The sequence below is a fragment of the Pelagicoccus sp. SDUM812002 genome (genome assembly GCF_031127835.1).
Lineage (GTDB): Bacteria > Verrucomicrobiota > Verrucomicrobiia > Opitutales > Opitutaceae > Pelagicoccus.
On record NZ_JARXHX010000001.1, the window covers coordinates 323,011 to 348,488 of the forward strand.

A 25,478-nucleotide genomic window follows, 5' to 3' on the forward strand; every position below is an offset into this window, starting at 1 on the left:
AAGCTCAGATGCACTTCAAAAAAACGCTCCTATCCCTGCGCACAATAGGTCTTGTCGCAGGAATCGCCGTATCAAGTTACTGCCCAGCTCTCGCAGAAGATTTCCATACTTGGGCAGAGAGCCCTCCCATGGGCTGGAATAGTTGGGATTGCTTTGGGACCACAGTCACTGAAAAGCAAATCAAAGAACAAGCCGACTTCATGTCCACGCACCTCAAAGACCATGGCTGGGAATATATAGTGGTCGATATTCAATGGTATCAGCCTACGGCCAAGGGACACGACTACGAGGAGGGAGCGATACTAGCGATGGACAAATACAGCCGTCTGCTCCCCGCACCAGAGAAATTTCCTTCCGCCGTCAAAGGAAGAGGCTTCAAGGAACTAGCAGCCTACGTGCATTCAAAAGGGCTAAAATTCGGCATCCACATGATGCGTGGCATACCGAGACAAGCAGTACTGCAAAACACACTAATCAGAGGGACGCAGGCCAGAGCGGCAGATATAGCCGACACGTCCAGTACTTGCTCATGGAACCCTGATATGTACGGAGTAGACATGAGTAAAGAGGGGGCTACCGAATACTATGATTCCCTCTACAAATTGTACGCATCATGGGGAGTAGACTATGTCAAAATCGATGATATAAGCCGCCCCTACGATTCGATTCAACAAGCCGAGATTGAAGCCATTCGCAACGCAATAGACAAAACGGGACGACCGATTGTCTTAAGCCTATCCCCCGGAGAAACCCCGCTAGAGGCAGGAGAACACGTCTACCAGCATTCCAATCTATGGCGGATCAGCGACGATTTCTGGGATGGATGGCCGTCTATGCTCGACCAATTCAAACGCCTTCATGACTGGACACCTTACCGGATAAGCGGCGCATGGCCCGATGCTGATATGCTTCCCCTGGGGATAATCAAATTTGATCGTCCTACCCGTTTCACCCGCACCGAGCAATATACACTTATGACTCTCTGGAGCATCGCCAAATCTCCGCTCATGCACGGAGGCGATATGACAAAGACAGACGACTTCACCTTATCTCTCCTGACAAACGACGAAGTCCTCGCCGTTAACCAACACAGCGAAAATAACCGTCAGCTGTTCCGCACAGAGGACGGTCTTATCGCCTGGGTCTCAGATGATCCAGAATCTGGAGACAAGTACCTCGCAGTCTTCAACACGAAAGACCGACCCGAAGGAGCATCCCAAAAAACTACAATCACAGTCGCCATACCGGTAGCCGATCTAGGCTTCGAGGGCATGGTAAAGATTCGAGACCTGTGGGCGAGAGAAGACCTTCCCGCGACGCGCGACAGATTCACCGCAGCCGTACCTCACCACGGTGCCGCATTGTTCCGCCTCAGCGCGGTTAATTGATGTAGGTTCACCAGAGTCTAGGCGCAACTATCAGAAAAAACCGTGGAGAGCTACCAACGACTAGAGCTAGTAGTGCACTCAAAGCGACTCATCTGAAATCCCCCAAAATCCCTCAACACCGCATACGGAAACGGAGCCGACGAAGACGTCGCCGACGAATCACCCGACGACACTTCAGGTGGACGCGCCTTCCTGGAAATGCGCTCGCGCAACGTATCCGGATCCGTTCGCCACAAGGTTCCCTTTCTCCGCTTCGACCTCTCGAGCCTCTCCGCTCCTACCGACAATACGACACTGCAGCTCTGGGTGCCTTCCAGTGGGCTCGATTCCGAATCCTTCTCCATCGACGTCTTTGGAGTGAACGATGGCGTCAGCGGCGAAGATAAGTGGAACGCAGCCTCGCTTTCCTACAATACCGCTCCCGGGCTAACCACCGGCAACGCCGACGTCGACCGCGACCATGTAGCGAACGAAGTAAGCTACCTCGGAAGCATAACGTACCCGGGCAGCAACTACACCGGCGCCATCGAACTTTCATCGCAAGAACTCGGCGACTTCATCGCAGCCGATACCAACGGAGCCGCTACGATCTTCCTCGAGGCTCAGGTCGCCGACGTCGGAAGAGATTTCGCCATCCATATCCGCACCGCGGAAGGCGTCGGAACCCAAGCAGACGACTTCGCCCCGACTCTCGTATTTTCCGACGGCGTGCCGCAAAGCGTTGTCACCAGCACAGACACGGGTAGCAGCATCATCCTCGACAACGGCATCGTACAAGCGGTGTTCACCAAGGACGACGGTGTCTGCACCGACCTTAGACTGGAAGGCGGCAGCAATCTGCTGGCCAACGGCGGCAGGCTCTACCTCGATTCGAATTCAGGTGGCAGCTATTATGGATACAACGGCACTTACGAGCTGCTTGAAAGTACTGACCAGAAAGCTCACATCCGCTTCACCGGTCGCATGGGAGAGTTTACCGCTACCCTTAACTACGTGCTGCAGGCGGGCGAATCCGGCTTCCACGCCTACGTAGAGCTCGACCATGGAGCGGGAGACGCAGCGGCCTACCTCGAGCAATTCCGAATGGTGATGCGCTGCGACCCGACTATTTTCGATCGCGCCTTCAGCTCCGAAACCAAGACGGGCCAAATGATCGACCCCGCCTTGATCGCCAGCACGCCTCAGGTAATTGACGCGACTCACAAGCTTCCAGCCAGCAGCAGCTATACGGAAACGACCGGGCTGACGGAAGACGGTTTCCCGACCTATACGAAGTACGACTGGGCAGACTATATCGAGAACCACAAAGCCCACGGACTCTCCAGCCAAACCGCCGGACTCTGGATGCTCACCGGCAGCGAGGAATACATGAACGGAGGATCGGGCAAGGCGGAACTCATGGTCCACAGCACTAGCCAAGATACAGCTGGCTGCCGACGAACCTTGGCAAAAGCTCTACGGCCCAGCGAAACACGCTGTCCCAGCTGGTGCGGAAGGTGTCGGCGACCTACTTCCCGCTCAGATGCCTGGCCCAGCGGGCGAGGAAAAGCTCGTAGGGCTTGGTGACGGGGCTTTTCACTTCAGCCCAAGGTAGGCTCTCGACCTTCACCCCGCAGCTCGGGCAGTCCACTCGCCTCATGCGATAGGCGAAGTAGAACTTGTGCCCCCACAGCGGTACGAACTGGAAGCGCCTCTCCCGCCTGGAGGTGTCTTAGACGGCGGACTTGCACCGTAAGCGGTACTAAATCTGCCCCCTTGACTTGGTCCAGTTCGACGGCGTGAGCGCGGAGCGCTCTTCTTTTGAAAGTTTGCCCAAGTCGGTTTTCAGCAGGGCGGTCAAGTATTCCAGCGGCTGGACGTCGAGGCGCTGGCAGCTGATCAGGATCGAGTAGAGGATGGCCGCCCGTTTGCCCGCGTCGGGATGTCCGACAAACAACCAGTTCTTCTTGCCAACTGCCGTTGGCCTGATCGCGTTTTCCATCGCGTTGTTGTCGATGTCCACGCGGCCATGCTCGAGGTAGGTCGAAAGGTAGTCCCAATGGTTGAGCGAGTAGTCGCAGGCTACAGCTAACTCGCCGGCTGGCAGTTTGCCGTGTCTTACGATTACCAATACGCGCTTGAGGCGAGCGTGCGTGTTGGCGGCCTTCGCAAGGCGAAGAGCTTTTGCCCCCTCGTCGCCGAACCCTTCTTCGCCGGCTCGGCGTTCGCGGATAGTCTTCTCCACCCCGTAGAGCTTTCCTATGAGCTTGAGGACTAGGTTGCACTCGCGGGGATGGCGTTCCTTGATCTCGAAGAACTTACGGCGGGCGTGGGCCCAGCATCCGGCTAGTTCTATGGATGCTTCGTCCTTCTCGAGCTTGACGTAAGCTTGATACATGTCGGCTTGCAGCACGCCGGCGAAGCCAGCGATATGCTTCGTAACCGATTTATGGCTACGCGAGGTTCGCCACTTGTAGCAGACCTCCGCGCCTGGACGCGTGAAGCCGCAAAGCTGGCCTTGCCGGCTTTTCTTTTCCCCGTAATCGGGATCGCAGTACCTTATTGGCGTTTCGTCCGCCTGAAGGTAGTTTCCGCCGAGCAATCGCATTTCCATGCAGTCGTAAATCGGCTCGACGTGCTCGGCGACTTTTTCAACCCAGCGTACGAGGTTTTGGCGAGCGACGGTAAAGCCGTAGCGCTTGTACATCGAGCATTGGCGGTAGAGCGGAAGGTGGTCCAAGAACTTGGATACAACAATGTACGCGAGCAGATCGGCGGAAGCAATGCCTTCGACCGCGCGAAAAGGGGCAGGCGCGAGAACCGGAGCCTTGGACTTGTCGTCGATTTTCCGATACTTGGGGCGGACGATCCTGCGTCGCGAGAAGACCGGCGGCTGGATCTTGACTTCAAAAGTTTCCTCCGCGTCGATACGCTTGTAGGCGTCGGGATCGGCCTCGACCTCCTCCGGCTCGACCACGACCTCCTCGGTGACGGGGAGGTTGCCGTAGAGCTCGTCGCGGCTGTGGCGCTTGGTGGGCTTGCGGCGTTCGTAGGCGACTTTTTCTTTGGCCGTTTCCTCGCGCTTGGCCTCCTCGAGGAGGCCCTCGAGCATGTCGAGCTGGCGGGAGTCGAGCTTTTCGGACTTCCCTCCCGCGAAGACCTGGCGACGAAACCATGCGATCTGGGCTTCCAACGCGGCGATGCGCCCGTCCTTTTTCGACAGCTCCGCCTTGAGCTTTTCGTTCTCGGAAAAGACTGTTTCGACGGGCGGCATTGAGCGTATCTACATAGAGGATACGCCCTTCGAATCAACCTTTTTTCAACGTTCGTACCATGCCTTCGCCATGCCCTCCTTAAGGTCGATGCCGCCGAGCAGCATCGAAAGGGCTTCGCTCTTGAGCCTGAGCTTGCCGCTGGCGGCGCCGCCTGTCCTGGGCCAGGTGAAGCCTCCCTTCTCGAGGCGTTTCGCCAGAACCCACAGACCGGTGCCGTCGAAGAAGAGGATCTTCAAGCGGTTGCGGCGCTTGTTGGAGAAGACGAACATCCCTCCCTGCAGCGGATTTTCCTTCAGCTGTTCGGCGGCGACTGCATAGAGCCCGTCGAAGCTCTTGCGCATATCGACCGGGTCGACCGCGAGATAAATGCGAACCGCAGAGGAAAAGCTCAACATGCCTTCAGCTCCCGTATCCAGCTTGCGACGACGGACTTTTCGGCGCTGAGCGGGAACTCCGCCCAGATTCCGTTGGGCAAGGCGACGCTCAGTCGCGCGTCGTTGGGTTCGGCTTCGCCGACCTCGACGAACTCCACCGTCTTGGCGGGCTGGGGGCCGAGCCAACGTTTGAGCGTGGGGTAGCTCACGTTCATCTCCTTGCAGAATCGCGACGCGTTGAGGCCGCTTTGGCGGAAGAGCTCAACAAGCTCTTTCTTCTGGTCTTCAGTGTAACGTTTTCCTCGTTCGGTAGACATGAACTGAAAATAGCGGAAATGCTATCAAGCGTCTAGGGGGCAGATATAATACCGCTTACCTTGCACCCGCAGCCCGAACAGATTGTCTTTGAGCCCTTGCGGGGGAGGATGGTCGCGACTATGCTCTGGCAGCGTCCCGCGTTCTCCAAACCGACCGCATCGTAGACAAAGCCATTGAGTCGGCAGACCTTGTTGAGTAATCTCTTCAACTGCACCGACATCTTTTGGCTGAGTTTGTTTTCACACCCTACGATGGGAAGGCACCAGGGCGCTTGTCCATCCCGACTGGAAATCAAAGACGTAGCTTTTCGAAGAAAATCGAACGCCCCTCCCACTTCATCGGACGAAGTGAAGGGCAATCTCGTATAAAGAGTCCTGCCAGCAGGACCGAGCGCAACGAGTTTATGCCGAAATTGACCTTGCTAGCAGCGTAGCACGATGGAACTGGATACGATTTTAGCCATTAATTATTCGAAAGACCCAAATAATTAATGGGTTGAGGAGCGCTTCCAGCACCAAGCCTCTGGGCAGGCCTTATAAGGACCTCGATGGTACACTCGACGGCATTTGGTGGATACTCTGCACCGGATCAATGTGGAACCAGCTTCCTGCCCGATTCGGAAAGTGGAACAGCGTTTAGCGCGCGTTTAGCCGCTGGTTCAAGTTCGGCGTCTAGGAGGAAATCCTCGCCATCCTACGCTCGAAGGCGTGGCCGTGATGCTCGACGCCACTCACGTGAAAGCTTATCAGGACGCTTCCAAGTATCCATTAACAGCAGAGGAACAAAGACTTGGAAAGACCAAGGGTGGTTGCGACACGAAGATCTCCGCCGCAGTGAACGTGGTCGGATTGCCCTTGAGCATGCGACTGGTTTGCGGAAACGAGCACGACAGCATTAGCCGTGTGGATACGAGGACTTGTGGATGGAAGCTTCCTGCTTGCCGACAAGGCCTACGACAGCGACGCGATCCGTTGCGATGTCAAGGACTGCGGCGGCATCGCCGTGATACATCCGCGAGCTAACCGGAAGCGAAAAATCGAGAAACTCAACTAGATTGTAAAAACCAGGCATCGTGTTGAAAACTTCTTCGCTAAAATAAAGCGGAACAGGAGAATCGGCACTCGCTATGACAAACTTGAGAAAACCTATATGGGATTCGTAAATATCGCTGCATTAGTGGATTGGGTTAAATTTGATTTTGTCCACACGGCCTAAAGCTATTTTTCCGAACTGCATTACCCGAGGACTCCAAAGCAATTGCCTTCAAAGCTCAACAACTACACTACGCAAATAGGTATCGGAATACGCATTGGTCTCTGCTTTCCGTATGTGCAAGATATAAACTGCGATTGACGGGCAAAGCCCTCCCACCACAAGCTTTCAACTCTGAGGCGCCTACTCGAGATTGATCTCTAAAGGAACCCTTATCTCGGGAAAAGCTTCGGGGTCGGCTTCATAGTCTAACTCCTTTACGTAATCGCGAACCGCAGAGTCGTATACGACAACCGCTCGGGCTAGCTCGTCTCCAATATTCTCCGCATGATGGGGTACACCTCTTTCAACCCCAAAGGTATCACCTTCCTCAAGGATAACATAGTTGTCGCCCCAAGACTGTTTTACTCGCCCTTCGAGAACGTATAGAATCTCCTCACTTTTAAAGTGGATGTGTCTAGCTCCGCCGTCTCCTGGTTTAAACGATACGATACCCAGTGTCAGACCCTTCGGCATTTCCAATTTTTCCCCCAGCAACCCACTTTAGAGTCCCCCAGTCTTCGTGTACGATCGCTTCCTCGGCTACACCGGACCGATAAACTCTCCGGCTTACGCTACTACCGTCTCGTAAGCTCTGAATTTTTTCTTCTATTTCCGCGGTAGAGGCTTCTTCCACAAGCGTGTCATGAGCATGAAGTCTTATTACTGTCGTCGCCGCTAAAAAAAACGATTACCGAGAGCTTGTGCAGTTTTCTAGAAGTTTCATTTCTAATTCGCAACATCATCTATCCCTTTCTATTTTAAGGTCAGCAGGTAAGCCATTAAATCTGATATTTCTTTGTCACTCAAAACTGTCGACAATGCAGGCATCGGTGAAGCTCCCTTGAAGTGTTCATAACCTTCCGCGATACTCGCATTCGGTTTAAGTAAACTTTCCAGTATATAATCAGACGACTTCCGTGTGGCAATTCCCTCAAGGGGCGGCCCCATGTCAGCGCCACGATAACCATCATCGCTGCTAAGCTTGTGGCAGATGCGACAACTGACAAACGGATGTTGTAGAGCGATAATTCGACCCTCTTCTACATCGCCTGCCGCAACATCAAATTCACTCTTGATCGCGCCCTCTGCCGAAATCGGATGTCGAACTAGCATATTCTTTAGGGCTGCCAAAAGCTCAGGGCTCGAATTTTCATCGAACCGTATCTCCCTCAAACGCTCAGTAAGTCTTTCGGAACTGGGGAGTACCGCGATTTTATTGTAGAGGGTGCGTAGATTGTGAGGGTCTGAATCAAGAAATACGGAGACATCTTTTCTCAATATAATATTCAACCCGGATTCATCTTCACTTAGCGCCTTTATCGCATTCCGTCGCATAGACGCGTCTACACTGTTCAAACTTAAAACAAGTAAATCATCGCTCAGTTTTCCGAGGCCATGCAGAGCCCAAAATGCGTGAATAGCACCGACACCCGGCGATTTAAGCCTAATTTCAAGGGACTCGACCGCTTGAACTTGCTTCGTTTGTACAAGCAACCTCTGGGCTGTGAGACGCCAGAACTGATTATCATCGTCTAAAGCTTCGACGAGTTGCTCTGCTGATGCGTCTTCTAAACTTTTAGTCTTGGGAGAATAGTCTTTTTCCCAAACCATCCTATAAATGCGACCCCTCGTATTGTCGCGGTTGGGATTGATGTGAGCATTCCCTTCACCTTTGATGGCATTGTATCCGCCTACATCAGTAGTCGCGATCGGATTGTGTTGTAGTATAAAATTATACCAATCGAGTATCCAAAGAACTCCATCTGGCCCCACCCGTACGCAGGATGGAGAAACCCACTCATCCGCGCTCGCGAGCATACTAAATTCATTTTGACTTATATATCCCGCTCCGTCACGGACCTCGGTGAAGCGATTCACTACGTGTCCAGTGGTGCCTCCAATAAAGAAAGTCTTGCCCCTCCATTCTTCAGGGAAACGGTCGGAACTCGCGAAGAAATGTCCGGTAGCTCCGCTGAAGTTACCGAAATTATTGGTCTGCCGTATATTTGTAGTGATACTGGCCAACATCCGATTTTTCGCCACCATTTTCGCCGACTGTCCCTCTTTCGCTAGAGAAGTCACCGGCAGATATCCAAAATAGCTAGGAGCTCCGTTAGCACCTCCCCCGTAAGCGTCACCTGCCTCGTTCAAACCCAAGCCCCAAGTGTTGTTAGAACATTGGTAGAGAAACTCTAAATCAGTGTAGTCCGATCGAAACCGGTAAACACCATTTCCGAAGGTTTCGATAAAGCGCTCGGAACCAGAGTATCCAGAATAGCCGACCGCACCCCAAATCCAGTTGTCTAAACCGTACTGGAGATTGGACGGACCTGCATGCGTATCGGTCGTCCCCCATCCGTCCATAACGATTTCGCGTATATCGGCTCGATCATCACCATCGGTATCTTTTAGAAAGAGAAAATAGGGCGCCTGAGCTACGATAATTCCGCCATTCGAGAAGGTGAACGAAGTCGGCAAATTGAGTTTGTCAGCAAACAAAGTGATCTTATCGCATCTTCCATCCCCATCGGTGTCCTCCAAAATACGGATGGAATCGTTACCGATTTGGTCTTTTTTCATATAGTGCGGGTAATCAACACTCTGCACAACCCAAAGGCGGCCCCTCTCATCCCAATCCATATATATTGGATTCATGATGTCTGGCTCAGAGGCGAATAACTCCAAACGAAAGCCCACCGGAATTTGGAAATAGCTCAAGCTATCCTCAGCGTTCATCGGAAATTGAAACTGGAATCCCCCGGGCACCCCCTCAAAATTTGGTATGTCAGTGCGAGGTTCATAACGGAGAGGTTTTCGAGATTCTATAAAACTCCACCAACGCTCGACTCTCTCTTTTCCAGAGAGCCAAAGAATCGCGTTCCTAATTAACTGCTGATAACTTGAGTCGCTCCAAGTCACTGCATCGTTTCCGTATCCACTATAAGCTACCCGACCTTGACCAACTTTGCTCAGGCCTGTCCACGAAAGCCTTACTTCCTCACCATCAGAGGGAACAAACTCTTGAATAATGCTAGATAGTGAATCTGATCCAGACCCATCGATCAGCCATTTAGGAGCTTCTCCAATCTTGGACCTCAGAAACGGATGCTCGGCATCGACAGGCAAGACTTGACCGCGTTGTAGGTTAGGTTTGGATATCGGTACTCCTGACTCCAAATAGTCCGTAAACTGAGGATACGCCACCGTATCACCGAGTAAGAGTAGACCTTTTCCTCTCGCAACAAACTTCTTTAGGTTAATCGCTTCCTTCTGCTCGAGACGGTCGTGGCCATTGAACCAGAGAACGACATCGAACTTGCTAAGGTATTCGTAATCCGAGAGAGCAACAGCCGGTGAACGTAGATAATCGAAATAGATAGCGTCATGTCCCAGAGCTTTAGTCAGCTTCGGAAAAAACGTGTCTGCACTGAGAGGCGTTCCCGGCGGGTCTGACAAAAACAAAACACGAATGGGACCCTCACCGGGAATGACTTGCACCGTTTCCAAGGCAGTAACTCTGCAAAGCAAGAGTGTGAAGAGCGTAGCTACGAAGGCAGGCCGTGATAAAGCTATGCAGCGAAAAGAAAGATTTTCTTTGTCGAATAGGACCATAGTGTACTAGAACGCGAATTGGAGAGAGGGATATTGTTACATAAAACGTGACCGACACACTACCAGATGAAGAACACCCAAGCACTTAAATCAGATCCACACGTATCCAAGATCCGATACGCTGGAACAAGTAGGCATCAGAAAAGTAAGAGGTGCAAGAAGAAATGTTGAACACAGTTCAACTTTTAAAACCAGAATTTCAAGCGTTTCCCAAGATGGAGAAAGAACTAAAAATCGGACAAAAAATCCGCAAGTATCGGAAAGAGCAAAAACTGACGCTACAGCAGCTAGCTGACAGAAGCGACTGCTCTAAAAGCTTAATATCAAAAATTGAGAATGACAAAGCGATGCCTGCTATCGCTACCGTAGCCAGAATTGCCGATGCTCTCAGCCTGGAAACGAGCGCACTCTTCAATGCCAAAGCCCGAAGCTCGAGTTCTTCGGTATTTGAATCTCCCGATTTCGAAAACGAGATGACGACTACCGAAGTCGGCTATCAAGCTTACCCATTCGCCAGAAAACTCGCAGGAAAGACGATGCAACCCTTCATGTTTGTCGCAGAGAAAGGCAAGCTTCAGACGCATTCGCTCCAGCATCCCGGTGAAGAATTCATCTACGTGTTAATCGGCCAGATGAACTTCTGGGTAGGAAAGAAATGCTACAAACTCAAGCGGGGCGAAAGCCTCTACTTCGATTCCAGCAAAGTACACAAGGTTGAACCTATTTCGAAAAAAGTTCAGTACATCGCAGTATTCGTGGGCTAAGAGACTGTCCAAAAAGTCATGAGAACAGTATTTAATTGAGTTTTCACGCACTTTGTTAGCGCTTTTTCCAAAAAGCTTCTTACTGTAGTGAGTCGATGGAAAAAGAACCATATCCATGCGACCTGACCGACAGCGAGTGGAGCCTAATCGAACCGCTGATACCGGGGGCAGCGAAACTCGGTCGGCCACCCCGATACGAGAAGAGGCGCGCGCTCGACGCGATCTTCTACCTGGTGCGAAGCGGCATAGCCTGGAGGATGATACCCAAGGATCTTCCGCCGTGGCGAATCTGCTACCACTACTTCTCGAAGTGGAAGGGCGAAGGCGCCTGGCAGAAGGTCCATGACGAGCTTCGAGGCTACGTCCGCTACCGCTGCGGTAAAAAAACTCCCACTGCCGCGATCATCGACTCGCAGAGCGTGCGAGCTGCTGGCCACCCCGGCCTTCGCGGATATGATGCAGGAAAGAAGGTTAAGAGAATCAAAAGGCATTAACTCGTGGACACACTTGGACTCGTGCTTGCCTGCGTGGTCCACTCGGCGTCGGTCCAGGACCGGGACGGGGCTCGAATGGTTCTAGGCAAGCTCGAGACCGTGTTCGGGTGCATACGCAAGCTTTGGGCGGACATGGGATACGACGGGAAGCTCGTCAAACGGGTATCCGAGATTCCAAGACATCGCAAGGTCGAGCTGGAGATAATCCGCAGAAGCGACAAGGCCGAGGGCTTCGAGTTGCTGCCTCGCCGGTGGGTCGTGGAACGAACCTTCGCATGGCTCTCGCAGCAAGGCAGGCTGACCGTCGACCGAGAAAGGAAAACCTGCTCCTCCGAGGTGATGATACACTTGGCGATGATCAGACTCATGATTGGAAGACTCGCAAATTAGGACCTATTGGACAGTATCTAAGAGGTTACAGCACCAGCGAGCTACCCAATTCGTCTCTATAAGTTGAATCCTATTCAACTTATTTCTTGCGAAAAGAAATTTGAGCAACACCATTGACCACACTAAACTGTCAGCTCGAAAAACATAGTGTGGTGAATCGTAGTATTTTCATGAATACAAAACAACCACGTACTTCGCTCAATCTGAACCATGAAATTCCTACCCCTTACCGCAGCTTTACTTATCGCCGGCACCCTATCATCTCGCGGCCACGCGAAGTTTGAAGGCCCCTGGCCAGACCTCCCTGCGAACGAAGCGAAGAGGATCGAGAGTGCAGCAAACCTCAAAGCCACAGCCCCCCCCCTCAGACCTCGCAAATTGCTGGTGTTCAGCAAAGGGATTGAGGCGAATCACAAATCCACTCCGCACGGGATGCGGGCATTTGAGGCTCTGGCAAAACATTCTGGAGCATTCGAAGTCGTCCAGACCTATGATCCGGAGATGCTTACCGCTGAACGTCTCAAGGCATTCGACGCAGTCCTCTTCAACAACTCGAACCGACTCGACTATTTGCGAGACGAAAGCATTCAGGAAGGTCTATCAAGCTTCGTCCGAGAAGGGAAAGGTTTCATTGGTATCCACGCGGCAACCACGAATTTTATTGAACGATGGAATAGCGATTGGCCCGAAGGCGCAACGATGCTCGGCGGCGTGTTCGATGGACATCCCTGGCACGAAAAGGTAACGCTGCAAATTGAGGAACCGGGGCATCCGCTCACGCACGCTTTCGCCGATCCATCATTCGAAGTGCAGGACGAGATCTATCAATTCTGCGCTCCCTATTCCCGCGAAAACGTCAGGGTGCTCGTGAGTCTAGATAAAAGAAAAACTCCGATTGCGCACAAGCACCTCTCCCAGATCAATCGAAGAGATTTGGATTTTCCCGTTTCTTGGATCCGTTCGTATGGCGAAGGGCGGGTCTTCTACTGCTCTCTCGGCCACGATCCTCACATTTTTTGGAACCCTATCGTTTTGCATCACTTCCTAGATGGCATTCAATATGCGCTCGGAGATTTAGAAGCTCCGGATGCCACAAGCAAAACGCGCGACCAAATCCAATCCACCGCATCAGGGGTCCTCGAAATAGCGGAGCGGCTAGGAGCGATATCGGAACGCGAGCAGACTCCCTTCGGCGACGAATTGAAAAGTCGTATCGTCTCTACCATGACAAGCCTCTCTAGTTTAAACGAAACAGACAGAAGGGCTTTGGAACAGACCTTTCTCAGCTTTCTTCAAACGACATCAGCGAAGCAAAACAAGCAGTTCGTACTTAAGCAACTCAGCAAAGTGGCCACCGAGGAATCGATTCAAACCCTTTCAAATTTGCTCTACTCTGAAGATACTTTCGCCGCGGCACTACAGATCCTCGAGAACAACCCGAGTGGGGACGCTACGCTGGCTATTGCAGTTGCTCTCTACAAACTTGACGAAAGCAATCTTCCGAAACTCATCAAAGCTGTAGGAAAACGTGGATACAAAGAACCAGTTGAAAAGCTAAAGGAGTATCTGACCCACGAAAACGAAGAAGTAAAACACGCCGCCCGCTCTGCTCTCGAGAAATTAGATTTCTAGGGACACTAGCGTCCAACTAAAAGTCATTGAACATCAACCGGTTAGGGTTATCGATTTCTGGACTCCTTGTATCATCTTTCATAAATAACTGATGGATAGGGTCTTTCGAAAATATATAGACGCTTACGACTTGCAGGATTCTGGACAGATTCTCGTCCAAACCTGTCGTCTTGTTGAGAATGGCCACCATCAGGTAAGCGCAAGCGGCGACCCAGATCTGGGTCCTCACCGCATTCTCGCTGGTGCCGTAGAAGGACTTGATCCGCAGGTTCTGCTTGATCCATTTGAAGAAGAGCTCGATCTGCCAGCGAGCCTTGTAGAGCTTCGCCACGACCGCCGCCTCGAGCTCGAAGTTGTTGGTGAGGAAGACCGGTGCCTTCCCCGTCTATGTATCCACATAGCTGACACGCTTCAAGTTCGATCCGTACAGGCCTTTGGTCTTCGCCCCGTTGAGCCTGATGGTCTGGTCCGCTCTCAGACCGGTCGACTTGTCCACGCTTCTGGACTCCTTGACGTAGAAGCTCATGTTCGACTTCGCCCTTATCACGAAGTAGGCGCGTGCCGAGTCGATACGGGCGAGACGTCCGAAGTCGAGGTACCCGCGATCCATCACGTAGAAGGCACCGGCCTCTAAGCTGATCCAGTCCAGGGCGTTCACGACGTGGGTCTTTCCCTCGAATACAACAGTCGAGCCATTCGCATGAGGATTCCGGCAAGCTCGAAGAAGACGCGCCAGTCCCGCTTCTCGTTGACGTAGGCGAGGTTGCTTCTGGAAACCGCCCCGCGGATGCCCATGGCGTAAAGCAGCTGGACTTGCGAGCGAAGGCATGCTTAGATGTCCCTGAGACTCTCGCGATAAGTCAGCTGAGCGAAGAGCATGCAAAGGAGCTGGTCGCGTGCGGAGAAGCTCCTCGAGGCCCTCGGCATCGGATACTTGGATACGCATCGCTGGAGTTGTTTTCGATCGATGATATCGACGATTTGAGAGAAAACGAGGCTGCCGGAGTTCACGCCGCCCAGTCTCAATAAGCCTCCGGGAAAACCAAAGCAGATTCAAATGCGTGACATCTAAAAACCGACCTATCAAATTGAAAAACATTAACTTACAGAACCTGAACCCGTCCTTAGTTGGACACCAGGCCGCGTGGACAAAATCAAATTTAATCCAATCCGCTAATGCAGAGATATTTACGAATCCCATATAGGTCTTCTCCAACTTGTCCTAGCGAGTGCCGATTCTCCTGTACCGGTTTATCTTAGCGAAGAAGTTTTCAACACGATGTCTGGTTTTTCCAGTCTTCTTGAGATACTCGATTTTTCGCTTCCGGTTAGCTCGCGGAGGTATCACGGCGATGCCGCCGCAGTCCTCGACATAGCAACGGATCGCGTCGCTGTCGTAGGCCTTGTCGGCAAGCAGGAAGCTGCCATCCACAAGTCCTCGTATCCACAGCGCTAATACTGTCGTGCTCGTTTTCCGCAAACCAGTCGCATGCTCAAGGGCAATCCGACCACGTTCACCGCGGCGGAGATCTTCGTGTTGCAACCGCCCTTGGTCTTTCCAAGCTTCTGCTGTTCAGGGGAAAGTGGATGCTTCGAAGCATCCTGATGGGCCTTCACATGCGACGCGTCGAGCATGACCGAAACCGAATAGTCGCTATAGCGGCCAGAGTTTCGTTCGAGAATCCATGCCCACATCCCGCATTCGCACCAGCGGCGGAAGCACCTCCACACGCAGTTGTGCAGCCCGAAGCGATCAGGCTCTGGTTCCACATCGCTCCAGTGCACAGAACCCACCATATTCCATTCAAGGTCCGGTCGAAACTCTTGCTTGGGCGGCCGCGACGGCCGCTTACCTCTTGGCGGTAAGCGTTGTTATTTTTTTAGCTCCTCGCGAATACCCGAGGGCATCTCGTCGGCTTTGTACTCTGACATCGAATACTATTATGAGATCTCAGATGACGTTGCAATCCAACATCTTAAATCAATTAAACAATTTGTCCACGCGGCCTAGTCATGAAAATATGTTTAAAGGGTTTAAGAAACTGACAATCAATAAGTTAATTTATCAAAGTGTCCAAAAAATCTGAATATCGATCGTTACAGAAAATCCTCAGAGTCAAACATTACTGGGGATTAGAGACCTGACACATCGCTTACCACCAAGCAATTCTAGGTAGATAGTGGAACCAAAAACCTCCTAATTAAATTCCTACCGGATGTCCATTCGCCGGATAAATCCCCGACCTTTTGGTTGTTTTTTCGTGGAGCCTCCCCCGTCTTAATCTATTGAAATAGGGCGATATCCCCCATTAGCCCTAAAGTACACCAACAAGGCCAAGAAGATGAATCCCATGGAAGCTGGAATAAATGAGTCGATGCGCATCGTCTTTCGATCGCCTTCGAGACTCGATTCCACGAGAGCGATTTGCGAGTCGTTCGGTGTTGCCGCCGCCTTTGCTTCGGCCAAGCGTTTGCCGTCGACCGCGGTCACTTCCTTGAAGAAGAGCCAGGAGTTCGAGTCGGCAGCCTTCATCTCTTGATACACCGCAGGTGCCTGCTCCTGCAGCGCCTCACTGGCAAATCGATCCTTGGCGTATCCAAGTCCTGGTAGACCGATCAGGCCACCGGACATCATGCCAAGTCCGCCCATGATGCTGATCGCGATCGCACCCGTTCTGGGAAAACGGTCTCCCACGATCGCAAGCATCGTCGGCCAGAAAAAGGTCTTACCAACTCCGTAGATCAGAAGCGCCAAAACTGCTCCGGAGAAGGACTCGATGCCACTTGTCATGTTGAGTCCCACAAATGCGAGGACCGCACAGACCAGCAGCAAACCGACCGGCGAGAGCTTCAGATTACGCTCGATCCACGCTGCGCAAAAACGAAGTACAAACATGGTCAGCGAGGTGATAACGAAGAGGGCCTTCCCCTCTTCCGAGCTTAAGATGCTACCGGTGATATTTTGTATCCATCCATCGGTGCCCAGCTCCACTGCACCGACCATGATGTGCGTACCGAACAAAACGAACAACAGCACCGAACCCATAGCGAAACTCGTGATCTTCGCGATCGACGCAACCAGCACAATCGCTCCTACCAGCAACAGCCAAAGCGGGAGACTTGGAAAGGTCGCTTGGAAGAAAAGTATCAACATACCAGCGATTACCAGTCCGCCGAGGACACCCACATCCTTGAACATGTCCCCCAAGCTTAAGCCCTTCTCTGCAGCTTCGGACCTCGGAAAGCGTTGTCCAAGAAACATCGCACCGTAAGCCACGGTCGGGACGAGGAAGATCGCCAACTGCAATTTCCAGGATAGGTTAATCCGGTCGTCGAGAAGCCAACCAACCGCTCCCCCGAGGACGAGGCCGAGTGGCCAAGACGCGTGCAGTATATTCAAGTAATGGGTACGATTCTCCGGAAACAGGGTGGCGACCAACGGATTAGCCACCGCCTCTAGCGATCCGTTAGCCAGGGCGAAGATGAAGGTCCCCCAAAACAAATATTGGTACGCGACATCGATCCCCATCCCTGCATTCGCGGAAAAAGTCACCACCGCCGACAGGATGTGCAATAGAAACGAGGCGACGATCAACTTACCATAACCCAGTGTATCCACCACAAGACCACCGACGAAAATCCCAAAGCAAAACCCCGTCAGCCCCGCTCCGCTAATCACGCCGAGTTGAGTCGAGGTAAAGCCGAACTCTGCCCCCCAGTTATCGAGGATTCCTCCTCGCACCGCGAATCCGATTCCGGTAGCGAGGATTGCAGTAAAGCCGGCCCACAAGAGCCGCTGAGCGTTGATAGATTTTTCAGGCATGGGGTGTCAGGGGATCAGTATCTTTGGGCGCTGCAGAAGCTATTTTGTATTCAAACTTTGTATGTAAGCGACGACATCTCTCAGTGCCGCCTCGTCGGGCAGGATTTTAGCAAAGGTCGCCATCTCCATGCTCTTAGCATCACGCGGGTCTCCACCACGAGCACCGGAGCGGAAATCCTCGAGCTGCTTGATCAAGTACCAGTCCTGCTTGCCCGTAAGCTTGGGAGCTAGCAGATCCTCGTTTCCTTGACCATCAGCGCCGTGACAGGCCATGCAGCTCGCGAAGAGCTGCTTGCCGCGCTCTAGGTCGCCCGCTTCGGTTTTTTCGGGGGAAACCTCGTCGAGGGATACGAGATAATGAGCGATATGGGAGATCGCTCGATTCGGCTCAATCTCCGTGTCCAGAAACTGGAGAGCACTCTTCATCGCAATACCGCGTGGGTTTTTGAAATGGGTACCGCGAATGCCAGCATGGAATTTCTGCAGCTGACCTTGAGAATACCAGTTCTCCATGCCGCGAAGCGAAGGGGCTCCCAGCCCGAAATCGCCGGTCGCGTCCGAACCATGGCAAGCCACACAATTTTGAGCGAATATCTCCTCTCCATCAGTTTCGCGGCCCCAGCCCCAGATATCGGGCGAAAATGTCCGCTTCTTGGTCAGCTCGGCAAACTCCGCTTCGTCGACCTTGTCAAATTCCAGGTCGAGCCCCGCCGTAAGCAGGCGCAGCTCCATTTGGGAACGCGGATCGGATGCGGAAGCCAACTCCTGCAGGAGTTCACGTTCTACCTCGCTAGGCTCCCGCATCGCCTTATTCCACGTATCCAAAAGTACTAGACCAACGACACCGACCGAACTCGGCGGCAGCTTTTGCCAATCCCCAATCAGTTCAATTGGATCGCCTCCTTGCTTGGCGAAATATTCGCTAAGCGTTAGAAACTCCGGCAAATCCTGCATGTTATCGAAGCGGGCAAAATACTCGGAGGAACCGCCTTCGGTATCGCTCAAGAATCGAGTCGCGAATAAATCCGCAGACTCCAAAGCCGCATAAGCAAAGACCTGGGCGAGGTACTCGTCACGAGTAAGCGTATCCCGGTTTTCGTAGATTGTATCCACGAGATCTTCCGATGAAGGCAGCAAACCGAGAGCGAGCAGCGCTTTGAGACGAGTCTTCGCATCGTCATCGCCAACGAGAGAAGCCGCGAGGCTCAACTCTTCTTCGCCACCCGTTTCGGTCAGAGCCATCACTGCGTTTTTGCGAACCGCCGCGGATGGATGCTCCAGAGCTTTCTTGACCGCTGCCTCGTCCTGCGACGAATCGAGGTTAAAGGCACCGAGTCCCTGCAAGGCCCAGACCGCGTGGATCGACCGTGTATTCAATCCAATCGCGTCTACCGAGTCGTCTTCGAGTAGGATCTTTCGCAATGCCGGAACCGCTTCCCGACGCTTCTCGCGGACGAGGATGCGTTGAGCGGTCGTACGCCAGAACATGTTATCATTCCAGAGGGCTTCAACGAGTTCCTCAGTCGTCGCATCGGCAAGGTCCAATTTACGACTCGGTATCGAATCTTTGGCGACGATCCGGTAGATGCGTCCGTGATGGCGGTCGCGCAGCGGATTTTCGTGAGCATTACCGAGTCCTATTTCACCTTCGAAGCCGGCCCGTCCTTTGGTCGGCCTCGGATTGTGTTGAATGATAAAGTTATACCAATCCGCCACCCACAGCTGACCATCCGGTCCTACATCGGTGAATACAGGGGAAAGCCATTCATCGACCGAGGCGAGGATCGCACCACTGTTGTGAGCCACGTAACTGCTCCCCTTTTCCTCAAGCAGAAACTGCCCGAGCACATGTCCGGTAGGTCCACCTTCAAATGCGGCCCGATTCCAAAACGACTCCGGAAACGATCGAGCCGTATAGATGTTGAAGCCCGAACCAGCGGTGTAGCGACCATGTCCATCGACTTGCAGGAAGTGGTGGGTAACTGGAAAGATTTGGCTGAAGTCATCAATGCGAGCCGACAGACGCGACGGGATCTTCTCGTTTCGCTCGTAAGTGAAGGGACGCCACAGCGGCACGTGCCAAGCCGGTGCGCTGTTCGCCGTCGAACCAAAGATCTCAAAGTCCTCGCTGATCCCGAGGCCCCAAGTGTTGTTGCTAAACATGCCGATCGGTTCCACCACACCGCTATCGGCGTCCATACGGAAGACGCCTTGCCCGAATTCGCCTTGAGTCGTTTCGTTGACATTCGAGTAACCGACCGCGCCCCAAATCTTGTTGTCCAAACCGTAGCGGAGATTCGAAGGTCCGGCGTGCGTGTCGCGGGTTCCCCAGTAGTCATTGATTGGATACTTAACGTCCGCCCGATCATCGCCGTCAGTGTCTTTCAGAAAGAGCATATGCGGCGCTTGCGAAACGATCCAGCCGCCATCAACCGGAGTCAGGCCCGTCGGGATATTTAGACCTTCCGCGAAAACGGTAAACTTATCCGCCCGCTCGTCGCCGTCAGTATCTTCGCAGATGATGATGCGGTCGTTGCCTTCCTGGTTCGGGTCGACGTTGTTCGGGTAGTCGACGGTTTCCGCTACGAACAGCCGACCGCGCTCGTCCCAAGCGAAAGCGATCGGATTCACGATATCCGGTTCGCCAACGAAGAGCTTCAGTTCGAAGCCACGCGATACCATGCTGAGCGCTTCGGAATCGTCAGGCGAAAACGCATTTGCCAACTGAGGAGCGGGGCTTTGCTGACGGTAGTTGGGAATCGTATCCGCCTCCGTGTATTCAAGTTTTGGCAACGACGCGACTAGCTCACGATTCGCTTCGCGCTTTTCGTCCCCCACTGCCCAAAGAATTCCGCGAATCATCAGATCATGAAAGGCCGCCTGCCCCCAGGTATTCATATCGTGACCGTAGGCGGTGTAGAAGACACGCCCCTTGCCCTGCTCGCGAGTCCAGCTCCAAGGCTCGTCCTCGCGGTACATCAGCACCTCGCGCCCCTCGTCGTTATGATCAGCGTGCACGTAAGTCTCGTCTTTTGTGACGAATCCCTCGTAGCCCTCGACGATCGGGTGATCCTCGTGACCTTCCGCGATGCGGGTCGAGAACTCCTCGTATCCATGACTCTTGAACCGCGCCCCGACCAAATCGACAAATGCCTCAGAGTGTCCAAAACAAGCACTCGCGCAGTGCACCGGCAGAAACGCCCCGCCGTCTTCCACGAAACTTAGTAAAGCCTTCTCTTGCTCGGTGGTGATCTCCGAGTAATTTGCATAGAGCATGACCACATCGGCCTCCGCCAAGTCAGCCGTGTTTAAAACATCGGTTGTCTCCACATACTTCATACGGATTTTCTCGCCACCTAGGGAGCGATTGAAGACCGGCGCGAAGAGATGCGATAGATGGTAGCCACTGCCCTCGCGTTGGCCGTGGCCGATGAAGAGCAGGTCGATCACGCCTTCATCGCCCGCGGATTGGGCAGATGAAAACGGTAAAAAGGTTAACACGGTGCACACCGTGACAAGGAGGGATAAGCAAAAACGGCGGGGTGAGGTCATCGGTAAACAACAGACGAAGCTGTCTCGGTTCTGATCGTTAGAATAATACTGGCTGGCTCCGATTGGGAACTCAACCTATAGAGCAAAGGCAGGCATGTTCTTTAACACGCCTCCTTCCATCGCGGACTGGTGAGCCAGAATGCCAACGCAACTGATGTTGGCCGACTCCACAGCATTTGGATACGCGTTTGATTTGTCCAAAACCGCCGAAATGAAATTATCGACCAAGTGCGGATGGGAGCCTCCGTGTCCCGCTCCTTGAGTGAAAGAAAGATGCTGATGTTCGTCCGCGTCATAAACCCCGCGACCGGTGAAGTGCTGAATTTCCTCCGGCAACAGATGTGCATAGTCGGGCACTGGCGTGTGTTCGGGGATTTCCGGCTCGGGCTTACCTAAAGTATGGATTACCGGATCCTCTCCTTCGATCAGCGGCCACTCGTAAGACTTCTTCGAACCGTACACATCGAAGCTCTCCCGATACTGGCGAGCCGTCTCGAATAGCGAACGATAGATGCGGGCCGAAACATCGCTATCCTTCATCTGGATATGGCAAGACTCGACCGCGAACGGCGATCCGTAAACCTTGGCTTGCGACTCGGCGATACGTCCAGAACCGACGCATGAAACCTTTTCGGCCAACTTACGTTGTAGCCCCAAAACCGGACCCACGCAATGCGTCGCATAGTGCATCGGCGGCAATCCATCCCAGTACCCCGGCCAGCCCGCCATGTCTTGTTGATGGCTTGCCTGCAAAAACTGGATACGCCCCAGCTCACCTTTTTCGTAGAGCGCTTTGACGAAGAGATACTCGCGGCTGTAGACCACCGTCTCCATCATCATGTAGACCAATCCAGTCTCCTTCGTCAGAGCCACGATTTTCTCGCAGTCCTCGATCGAGGTCGCCATTGGCACCGTACAAGCCACGTGCTTACCCGCCTTCAGCGCTTTGATAGACTGCGGACCGTGATCTGGGATTGGAGTATTGATGTGGACTGCGTCTACCTCCGGATCAGCCAACACGTCGTCGAAGGATGTATAACGTTTCTCGATGCCAAATTGATCTCCGACTTCGTTTAGCTTAGCTTCACTCCGTTGGCAGATCGCGTACATGTTGCTCCGCTTGTGAGCTTGATAAATCGGGATAAATTCCGCTCCAAATCCGAGTCCGATAATCGCTACGTTCATAGTATTCACTTTTTGGGGTTGTGCTTCAGTACGCTCATCGCACGGAGGCGTACCATGATTTTAAAAATTGCAGTCCTCTGGCGGCAAACTCGTCCTGAGTCGGCGTGAACCGCTTCCAGATACATACTGCTTCGGCCAAGCTCGAACTATCGGGAGAGAAGCTCTCAATCGAAATCTTGCCGGTGTATCCGATGTCTTGCAGGCCGGCTCTTAATCCGTCCCAGTCGCTATTTCCATCGCCCGGCACTCCGCGATGGCTGTCGGAAACCTGCAGGTGCACCAGAGAATCTCCCGCCTGCCGGATCGCCTCGCGAAAATCGACTTCCTCGATGCTCATGTGAAAGCTATCGAGCGAAACGCCTAAGTGCGGACTGGCTACGTCCTCCACCATCTTCATCGCATCTTCCACGGTGTTGATCATGTCGGTCTCGAAGCGGTTGAGCGGCTCGATCCCGAGCTTCACTCCAGCCTCTCCTGCGGTAGCGGCCAGACGGCGGAGGTTGGCCACCGAGCGCTCCCACTCCAGCTGTCGCTCTCCTTCTGTCGAAAGTCGTGCCTTTCCCACCGGTGCGTACAAAGGGCCAACCACCAACGGACTGCTCCACAATTTCGCGAGTTCGATGCAGTCTTCGAAATAACGTTGTGCCGTTTCCACCACAGACGGTTCGGGACTCGAGAAGTCCCGTTCCTCGTCCACCGCAGTGCAAACTATCGTCTCAAGGCCATACTCTACCATTGCCGCTTTGATCGCAAATCTATCGATCGCAGTCGGATCCTCTACCGGAATTTCCACGAAGCTGAACCCAAGTTCGGCAATCTGTTTTAAAATAGACAAATCGGATCCATCGAAGGGCGAGGTCCAAAGCCAAGTGCTAGCTCCAAATTTCATAGTTGGGTATCAGGGACTGGGTTGTGGCAGAATTCTATCGGATCGAGGTCCCAATTGGCTTGTATCTATGAGTCTAAAAATTGTAATTTTTCGTCATGTCACCCGTAGAATCGCTATTTCATCAACTTGATCCGACCTCGTCTATCAATCGGATTTTCGATGTGATGCCGAGGACCATGTTCTTCGTGAAAGACGCCGATCTCCGCATCGTGATGAGCAATCAGGAATTTGCTCAGCACTGCGGCTTCTGCTCCGCCGAACAGTTGCATGGGCTGAGCGACGACGCAATTTTCCCGGCCTATATGGCTCGTAAATTCCATCGCGACGACCTCGTAGTACTCGAAAATGCGGAGCCGCTGACCAATCTCGTAGAGCTCTTCCCTACCCGCGAAGGCCTGCCTGAGTGGTTCACCACCCACAAGCTACCACTTTGCGACATATCAGGGAAAGCCATCGGCGTCTGCGGAGTCGTTCAGAGTTACGAGCGAATTCTCTCTCACGCCAAAGACCCGATCTATCAACTTGTTAGATACATCCGGGAAAACTACGCCAACCCGATTTCGATTCCCGAACTGGCTCGCAAAATCGGGCTTTCCCAACGTCAACTGGAGCGTCGTTTCAACTCGGTTTTTCGCGTCAGTCCCCGGCGCTACATCGTGCGCCTTCGCCTCATCATCGCTAGTGACCGTTTGCGTGAAAGCGACATGCCGATCACTGAAATTGCTTACGAATGCGGATTCTACGATCACAGCAGTTTTATCCGACACTTCCGTTCGACATTCGGCACCACCCCACTTAAATTTCGCAAACGCTTTCGACGGGAGCTTACCAAAGTTACCAGCTCCCTACCCCATGGCGCTCTCCAAAGCCATCAAGGCGATAGCGGGAATCCAAATCATAATTCCCCTATTTAGGCGATCGATACGGCTTGCCTGCGCGGTCCACTCGGCGTCGGTCCAGGACCAGGACAGGGCTCGAATGGTTCTAGGCAAGTTCGAGACCGCGTTCGGGTGCATACGCAAGCTTTGGGCGAACGAGGGAGACGACGGGAAGTTCGTCCAATGGGTATCCGAGATTCCAAGACATCGCAAGGTCGAGCTGGAGATAATCCGCAGAAGCGACAAGGCCGAGGGCTTCAAGTTGCTGCCTCGCCGATGGGTCGTGGAACGAACCTTCGAAAGGCTCTCGCAGCAAGGCAGGCTGACCGTCGATCGAGAAAGTAAAACCTGCTCCTCCGAGGTGATGATACACAGCGTTGTATCGCTTCTTTTTCATTGTCCGGTATCGTGCGGCAACCAGACTAACTTTTCAACAGGTCCTAATTCAAGGAGTCATCCCAACAAATTCCAACCCAGAGGCTGCCAACTTAAATCGAACGCTTCTGAAAAAAACTAGGAGAAAGATCCGTCACAGCCTTCAATTTCCGATATAGAGTCATACAACTCATCCCCCAAGAACCAGCTAAATTCTCCACATCGAATTGCGTATTCTGAAGATTATTCAACACGATTTGTCGGGCACGCTCCAAAAATCCACGATCTTTATCCACCACAACGGTATCACTCGGGATCAATTCGACTAACTTGGCCGATTCGGAAACAGCTTTTTTAATCGTTCTCGAGTTGTAATTAAATATCGTATCCGAATTTTGATGGCAGCAACATCGACTGGTATCGCGACAAAATCGTCAGCCCCGTTCCTCCAGACGCACAGCATAGTTATACGAGGACTCCGTCCTGGCATCGTATCGTAAACTCGCCAATTATCCAAATCCTCCAGAGAGCGATCGCCTCGAAGAGAACAAGTGTATACTTTTCTGTCGTCAAGAGTGCTCATCCAAAGAGCATCGCCCTTATCTAGGGGCAACGCTAACAACCGAACGAGGCAAGGCGCCTAACAACGTTAATTTGCCCTCATTAATGTGGGCGAGCCCAGAGGGGGGGCAAAAAAACATAACCCTCCTTGGTCGAGACTGCTCTTATATTTCGAGTTCTCAGATTACATGGAAAGGGCAATAGCTGACTCCAGCCACCCTCGCTCTGCGACCAGACAAAAAGTTCCGTCGCTGTCGTTACATATATTGTCCCCCAACGAGATGGAATCACGCCAGTGCATAAACCGAATTCCTCCACATTGCCATAGGGGTGGTCCGAATAAGCTTGTCCGTCGTAACTCGCCAACCCTGTGGTAGTACCCATCCACAGGGCACCATCCTCATCGGTTGCCGCGCAAACGATAGGTTTGCCTTTCAACGTTTCCAAGGAACTCCAACGCCACGGCTCTTCGATAGCGCTTCCACGAACGGGAGTATAAAGACGCGCATGCACCAAGCTTGCCAAAAGCCCGAGCATGCCGAGCCAAAAGAGCAAACTGAATTGTAGTGTATCTAGAAGTCGGGGCACGAGGAAGATGAGGTTTATTAACACCAGAAATGTACAGAAAACGGGTCTGTCCAGTCACCAGATCCCAATTTTTTTCTAGGTATTATTTCAATAAGCCACAAGCTTTTGTACACCAACTCCTTATGTAGAGCGCTAAATATTCAATAG

The 25,478-nt window shown here is 52.8% G+C and carries 20 protein-coding genes and 2 pseudogenes; 10 read left to right on the forward strand and 12 right to left on the reverse strand.

Translation table 11 applies throughout. The features are described 5' to 3' along the window. Window positions 1–8 precede the first annotated feature (8 nt). Both QEH53_RS01280 and QEH53_RS01285 read left to right on the forward strand, forming a co-directional pair. Entirely contained in the window at window positions 9–1,388 is a 1,380-nt protein-coding gene (locus QEH53_RS01280; RefSeq protein WP_309021306.1) for a glycoside hydrolase family 27 protein, read from the forward strand. 198 nt (window positions 1,389–1,586) lie between these two features. After that, a complete protein-coding gene (locus QEH53_RS01285; protein ID WP_309021307.1) occupies window positions 1,587–2,954 on the forward strand; it encodes a hypothetical protein in 1,368 nt (455 codons plus the stop codon). Window positions 2,955–3,129: 175 nt separating this feature from the next. On the opposite strand, the gene QEH53_RS01290 is transcribed toward QEH53_RS01285, so the two are convergent. The 3 genes from QEH53_RS01290 to QEH53_RS01300 are packed head-to-tail and all read right to left on the reverse strand — an operon-like array spanning window position 3,130 to window position 5,333. Then, window positions 3,130–4,641, reverse strand: coding sequence for an IS66 family transposase (locus QEH53_RS01290; RefSeq protein ID WP_309021308.1), 1,512 nt, complete (start codon window positions 4,639–4,641; stop codon window positions 3,130–3,132). A 45-nt stretch (window positions 4,642–4,686) separates the two neighbouring features. Further along, entirely contained in the window at window positions 4,687–5,037 is a 351-nt protein-coding gene (tnpB, locus tag QEH53_RS01295) for an IS66 family insertion sequence element accessory protein TnpB (RefSeq protein ID WP_309021309.1), read from the reverse strand. Next, window positions 5,031–5,333, reverse strand: coding sequence for a transposase (locus QEH53_RS01300; protein ID WP_309021310.1), 303 nt, complete (start codon window positions 5,331–5,333; stop codon window positions 5,031–5,033). Before QEH53_RS01300 ends, tnpB begins: the two co-directional genes overlap by 7 nt. A 496-nt stretch (window positions 5,334–5,829) precedes the next feature. On the opposite strand from QEH53_RS01300, the gene QEH53_RS24330 reads away from it, so the two are divergent. Continuing rightward, on the forward strand, window positions 5,830–5,973 hold the full coding sequence (locus tag QEH53_RS24330; RefSeq protein WP_369426397.1) for a transposase: 144 nt from the start codon (window positions 5,830–5,832) through the stop codon (window positions 5,971–5,973). 255 nt (window positions 5,974–6,228) lie between these two features. On the opposite strand, the gene QEH53_RS01305 is transcribed toward QEH53_RS24330, so the two are convergent. Next, window positions 6,229–6,405 carry a hypothetical protein gene (locus QEH53_RS01305; protein WP_309021311.1) on the reverse strand — a complete coding sequence of 59 codons (177 nt, stop codon included), beginning with the start codon at window positions 6,403–6,405 and terminating at the stop codon, window positions 6,229–6,231. Between the two features lie 42 nt (window positions 6,406–6,447). Between QEH53_RS01305 and QEH53_RS24335 the strand changes: the two genes are divergently transcribed. Continuing rightward, on the forward strand, window positions 6,448–6,549 hold the full coding sequence (locus QEH53_RS24335; protein ID WP_369426411.1) for a hypothetical protein: 102 nt from the start codon (window positions 6,448–6,450) through the stop codon (window positions 6,547–6,549). A gap of 180 nt (window positions 6,550–6,729) precedes the next feature. On the opposite strand, the gene QEH53_RS01310 is transcribed toward QEH53_RS24335, so the two are convergent. Together QEH53_RS01310 and QEH53_RS01315 are read right to left on the reverse strand one after the other, a co-directional pair. Then, window positions 6,730–7,062, reverse strand: coding sequence for a cupin domain-containing protein (locus QEH53_RS01310; RefSeq protein WP_309021312.1), 333 nt, complete (start codon window positions 7,060–7,062; stop codon window positions 6,730–6,732). 279 nt (window positions 7,063–7,341) lie between these two features. Then, entirely contained in the window at window positions 7,342–10,086 is a 2,745-nt protein-coding gene (locus QEH53_RS01315; protein WP_309021774.1) for a PVC-type heme-binding CxxCH protein, read from the reverse strand. A gap of 329 nt (window positions 10,087–10,415) precedes the next feature. Between QEH53_RS01315 and QEH53_RS01320 the strand changes: the two genes are divergently transcribed. The 3 genes and pseudogenes from QEH53_RS01320 to QEH53_RS01330 all read left to right on the forward strand — a co-directional run bounded on the left by QEH53_RS01320 (window position 10,416) and on the right by QEH53_RS01330 (window position 13,480). Beyond that, entirely contained in the window at window positions 10,416–10,964 is a 549-nt protein-coding gene (locus QEH53_RS01320; protein WP_309021313.1) for an XRE family transcriptional regulator, read from the forward strand. A gap of 95 nt (window positions 10,965–11,059) precedes the next feature. Next, a pseudogene (locus QEH53_RS01325) lies at window positions 11,060–11,848 on the forward strand (IS5 family transposase). A gap of 210 nt (window positions 11,849–12,058) precedes the next feature. After that, window positions 12,059–13,480: a ThuA domain-containing protein gene (locus QEH53_RS01330; protein ID WP_309021314.1), complete on the forward strand. Its 1,422-nt coding sequence runs from the start codon at window positions 12,059–12,061 to the stop codon at window positions 13,478–13,480. Window positions 13,481–13,496: 16 nt separating this feature from the next. On the opposite strand, the pseudogene QEH53_RS01335 reads toward QEH53_RS01330, so the two are convergent. Beyond that, window positions 13,497–14,491, reverse strand: a pseudogene (locus QEH53_RS01335) (IS4 family transposase). Between the two features lie 268 nt (window positions 14,492–14,759). Here QEH53_RS01335 and QEH53_RS01340 point away from each other — a divergent pair. Then, window positions 14,760–14,936, forward strand: a complete 177-nt coding sequence (locus tag QEH53_RS01340; RefSeq protein WP_309021315.1) for a hypothetical protein — start codon at window positions 14,760–14,762, stop codon at window positions 14,934–14,936. On the opposite strand, the gene QEH53_RS01345 is transcribed toward QEH53_RS01340, so the two are convergent. The 5 genes from QEH53_RS01345 to QEH53_RS01365 form a co-directional block, all read right to left on the reverse strand. Continuing rightward, window positions 14,933–15,250, reverse strand: coding sequence for a hypothetical protein (locus QEH53_RS01345; protein WP_309021316.1), 318 nt, complete (start codon window positions 15,248–15,250; stop codon window positions 14,933–14,935). The two genes, QEH53_RS01340 and QEH53_RS01345, sit on opposite strands and share 4 nt — an antisense overlap. Before the next feature lie 508 nt (window positions 15,251–15,758). Further along, window positions 15,759–17,303, reverse strand: a complete 1,545-nt coding sequence (locus QEH53_RS01350; RefSeq protein ID WP_309021317.1) for an MFS transporter — start codon at window positions 17,301–17,303, stop codon at window positions 15,759–15,761. 39 nt (window positions 17,304–17,342) lie between these two features. Then, the gene (locus tag QEH53_RS01355; protein WP_309021318.1) at window positions 17,343–20,813 is read right to left on the reverse strand and encodes a PVC-type heme-binding CxxCH protein; all 3,471 of its coding nucleotides are present in this window, start codon (window positions 20,811–20,813) and stop codon (window positions 17,343–17,345) included. A gap of 117 nt (window positions 20,814–20,930) precedes the next feature. Then, entirely contained in the window at window positions 20,931–22,040 is a 1,110-nt protein-coding gene (locus QEH53_RS01360; protein WP_309021319.1) for a Gfo/Idh/MocA family oxidoreductase, read from the reverse strand. Between the two features lie 34 nt (window positions 22,041–22,074). Next, window positions 22,075–22,929: a sugar phosphate isomerase/epimerase gene (locus QEH53_RS01365; RefSeq protein ID WP_309021320.1), complete on the reverse strand. Its 855-nt coding sequence runs from the start codon at window positions 22,927–22,929 to the stop codon at window positions 22,075–22,077. A gap of 95 nt (window positions 22,930–23,024) precedes the next feature. On the opposite strand from QEH53_RS01365, the gene QEH53_RS01370 reads away from it, so the two are divergent. After that, the gene (locus tag QEH53_RS01370; RefSeq protein ID WP_309021321.1) at window positions 23,025–23,843 is read left to right on the forward strand and encodes an AraC family transcriptional regulator; all 819 of its coding nucleotides are present in this window, start codon (window positions 23,025–23,027) and stop codon (window positions 23,841–23,843) included. Between the two features lie 64 nt (window positions 23,844–23,907). Continuing rightward, entirely contained in the window at window positions 23,908–24,324 is a 417-nt protein-coding gene (locus tag QEH53_RS24340) for a transposase (protein ID WP_369426398.1), read from the forward strand. The last annotated feature ends 1,154 nt before the right edge of the window (window positions 24,325–25,478 follow it).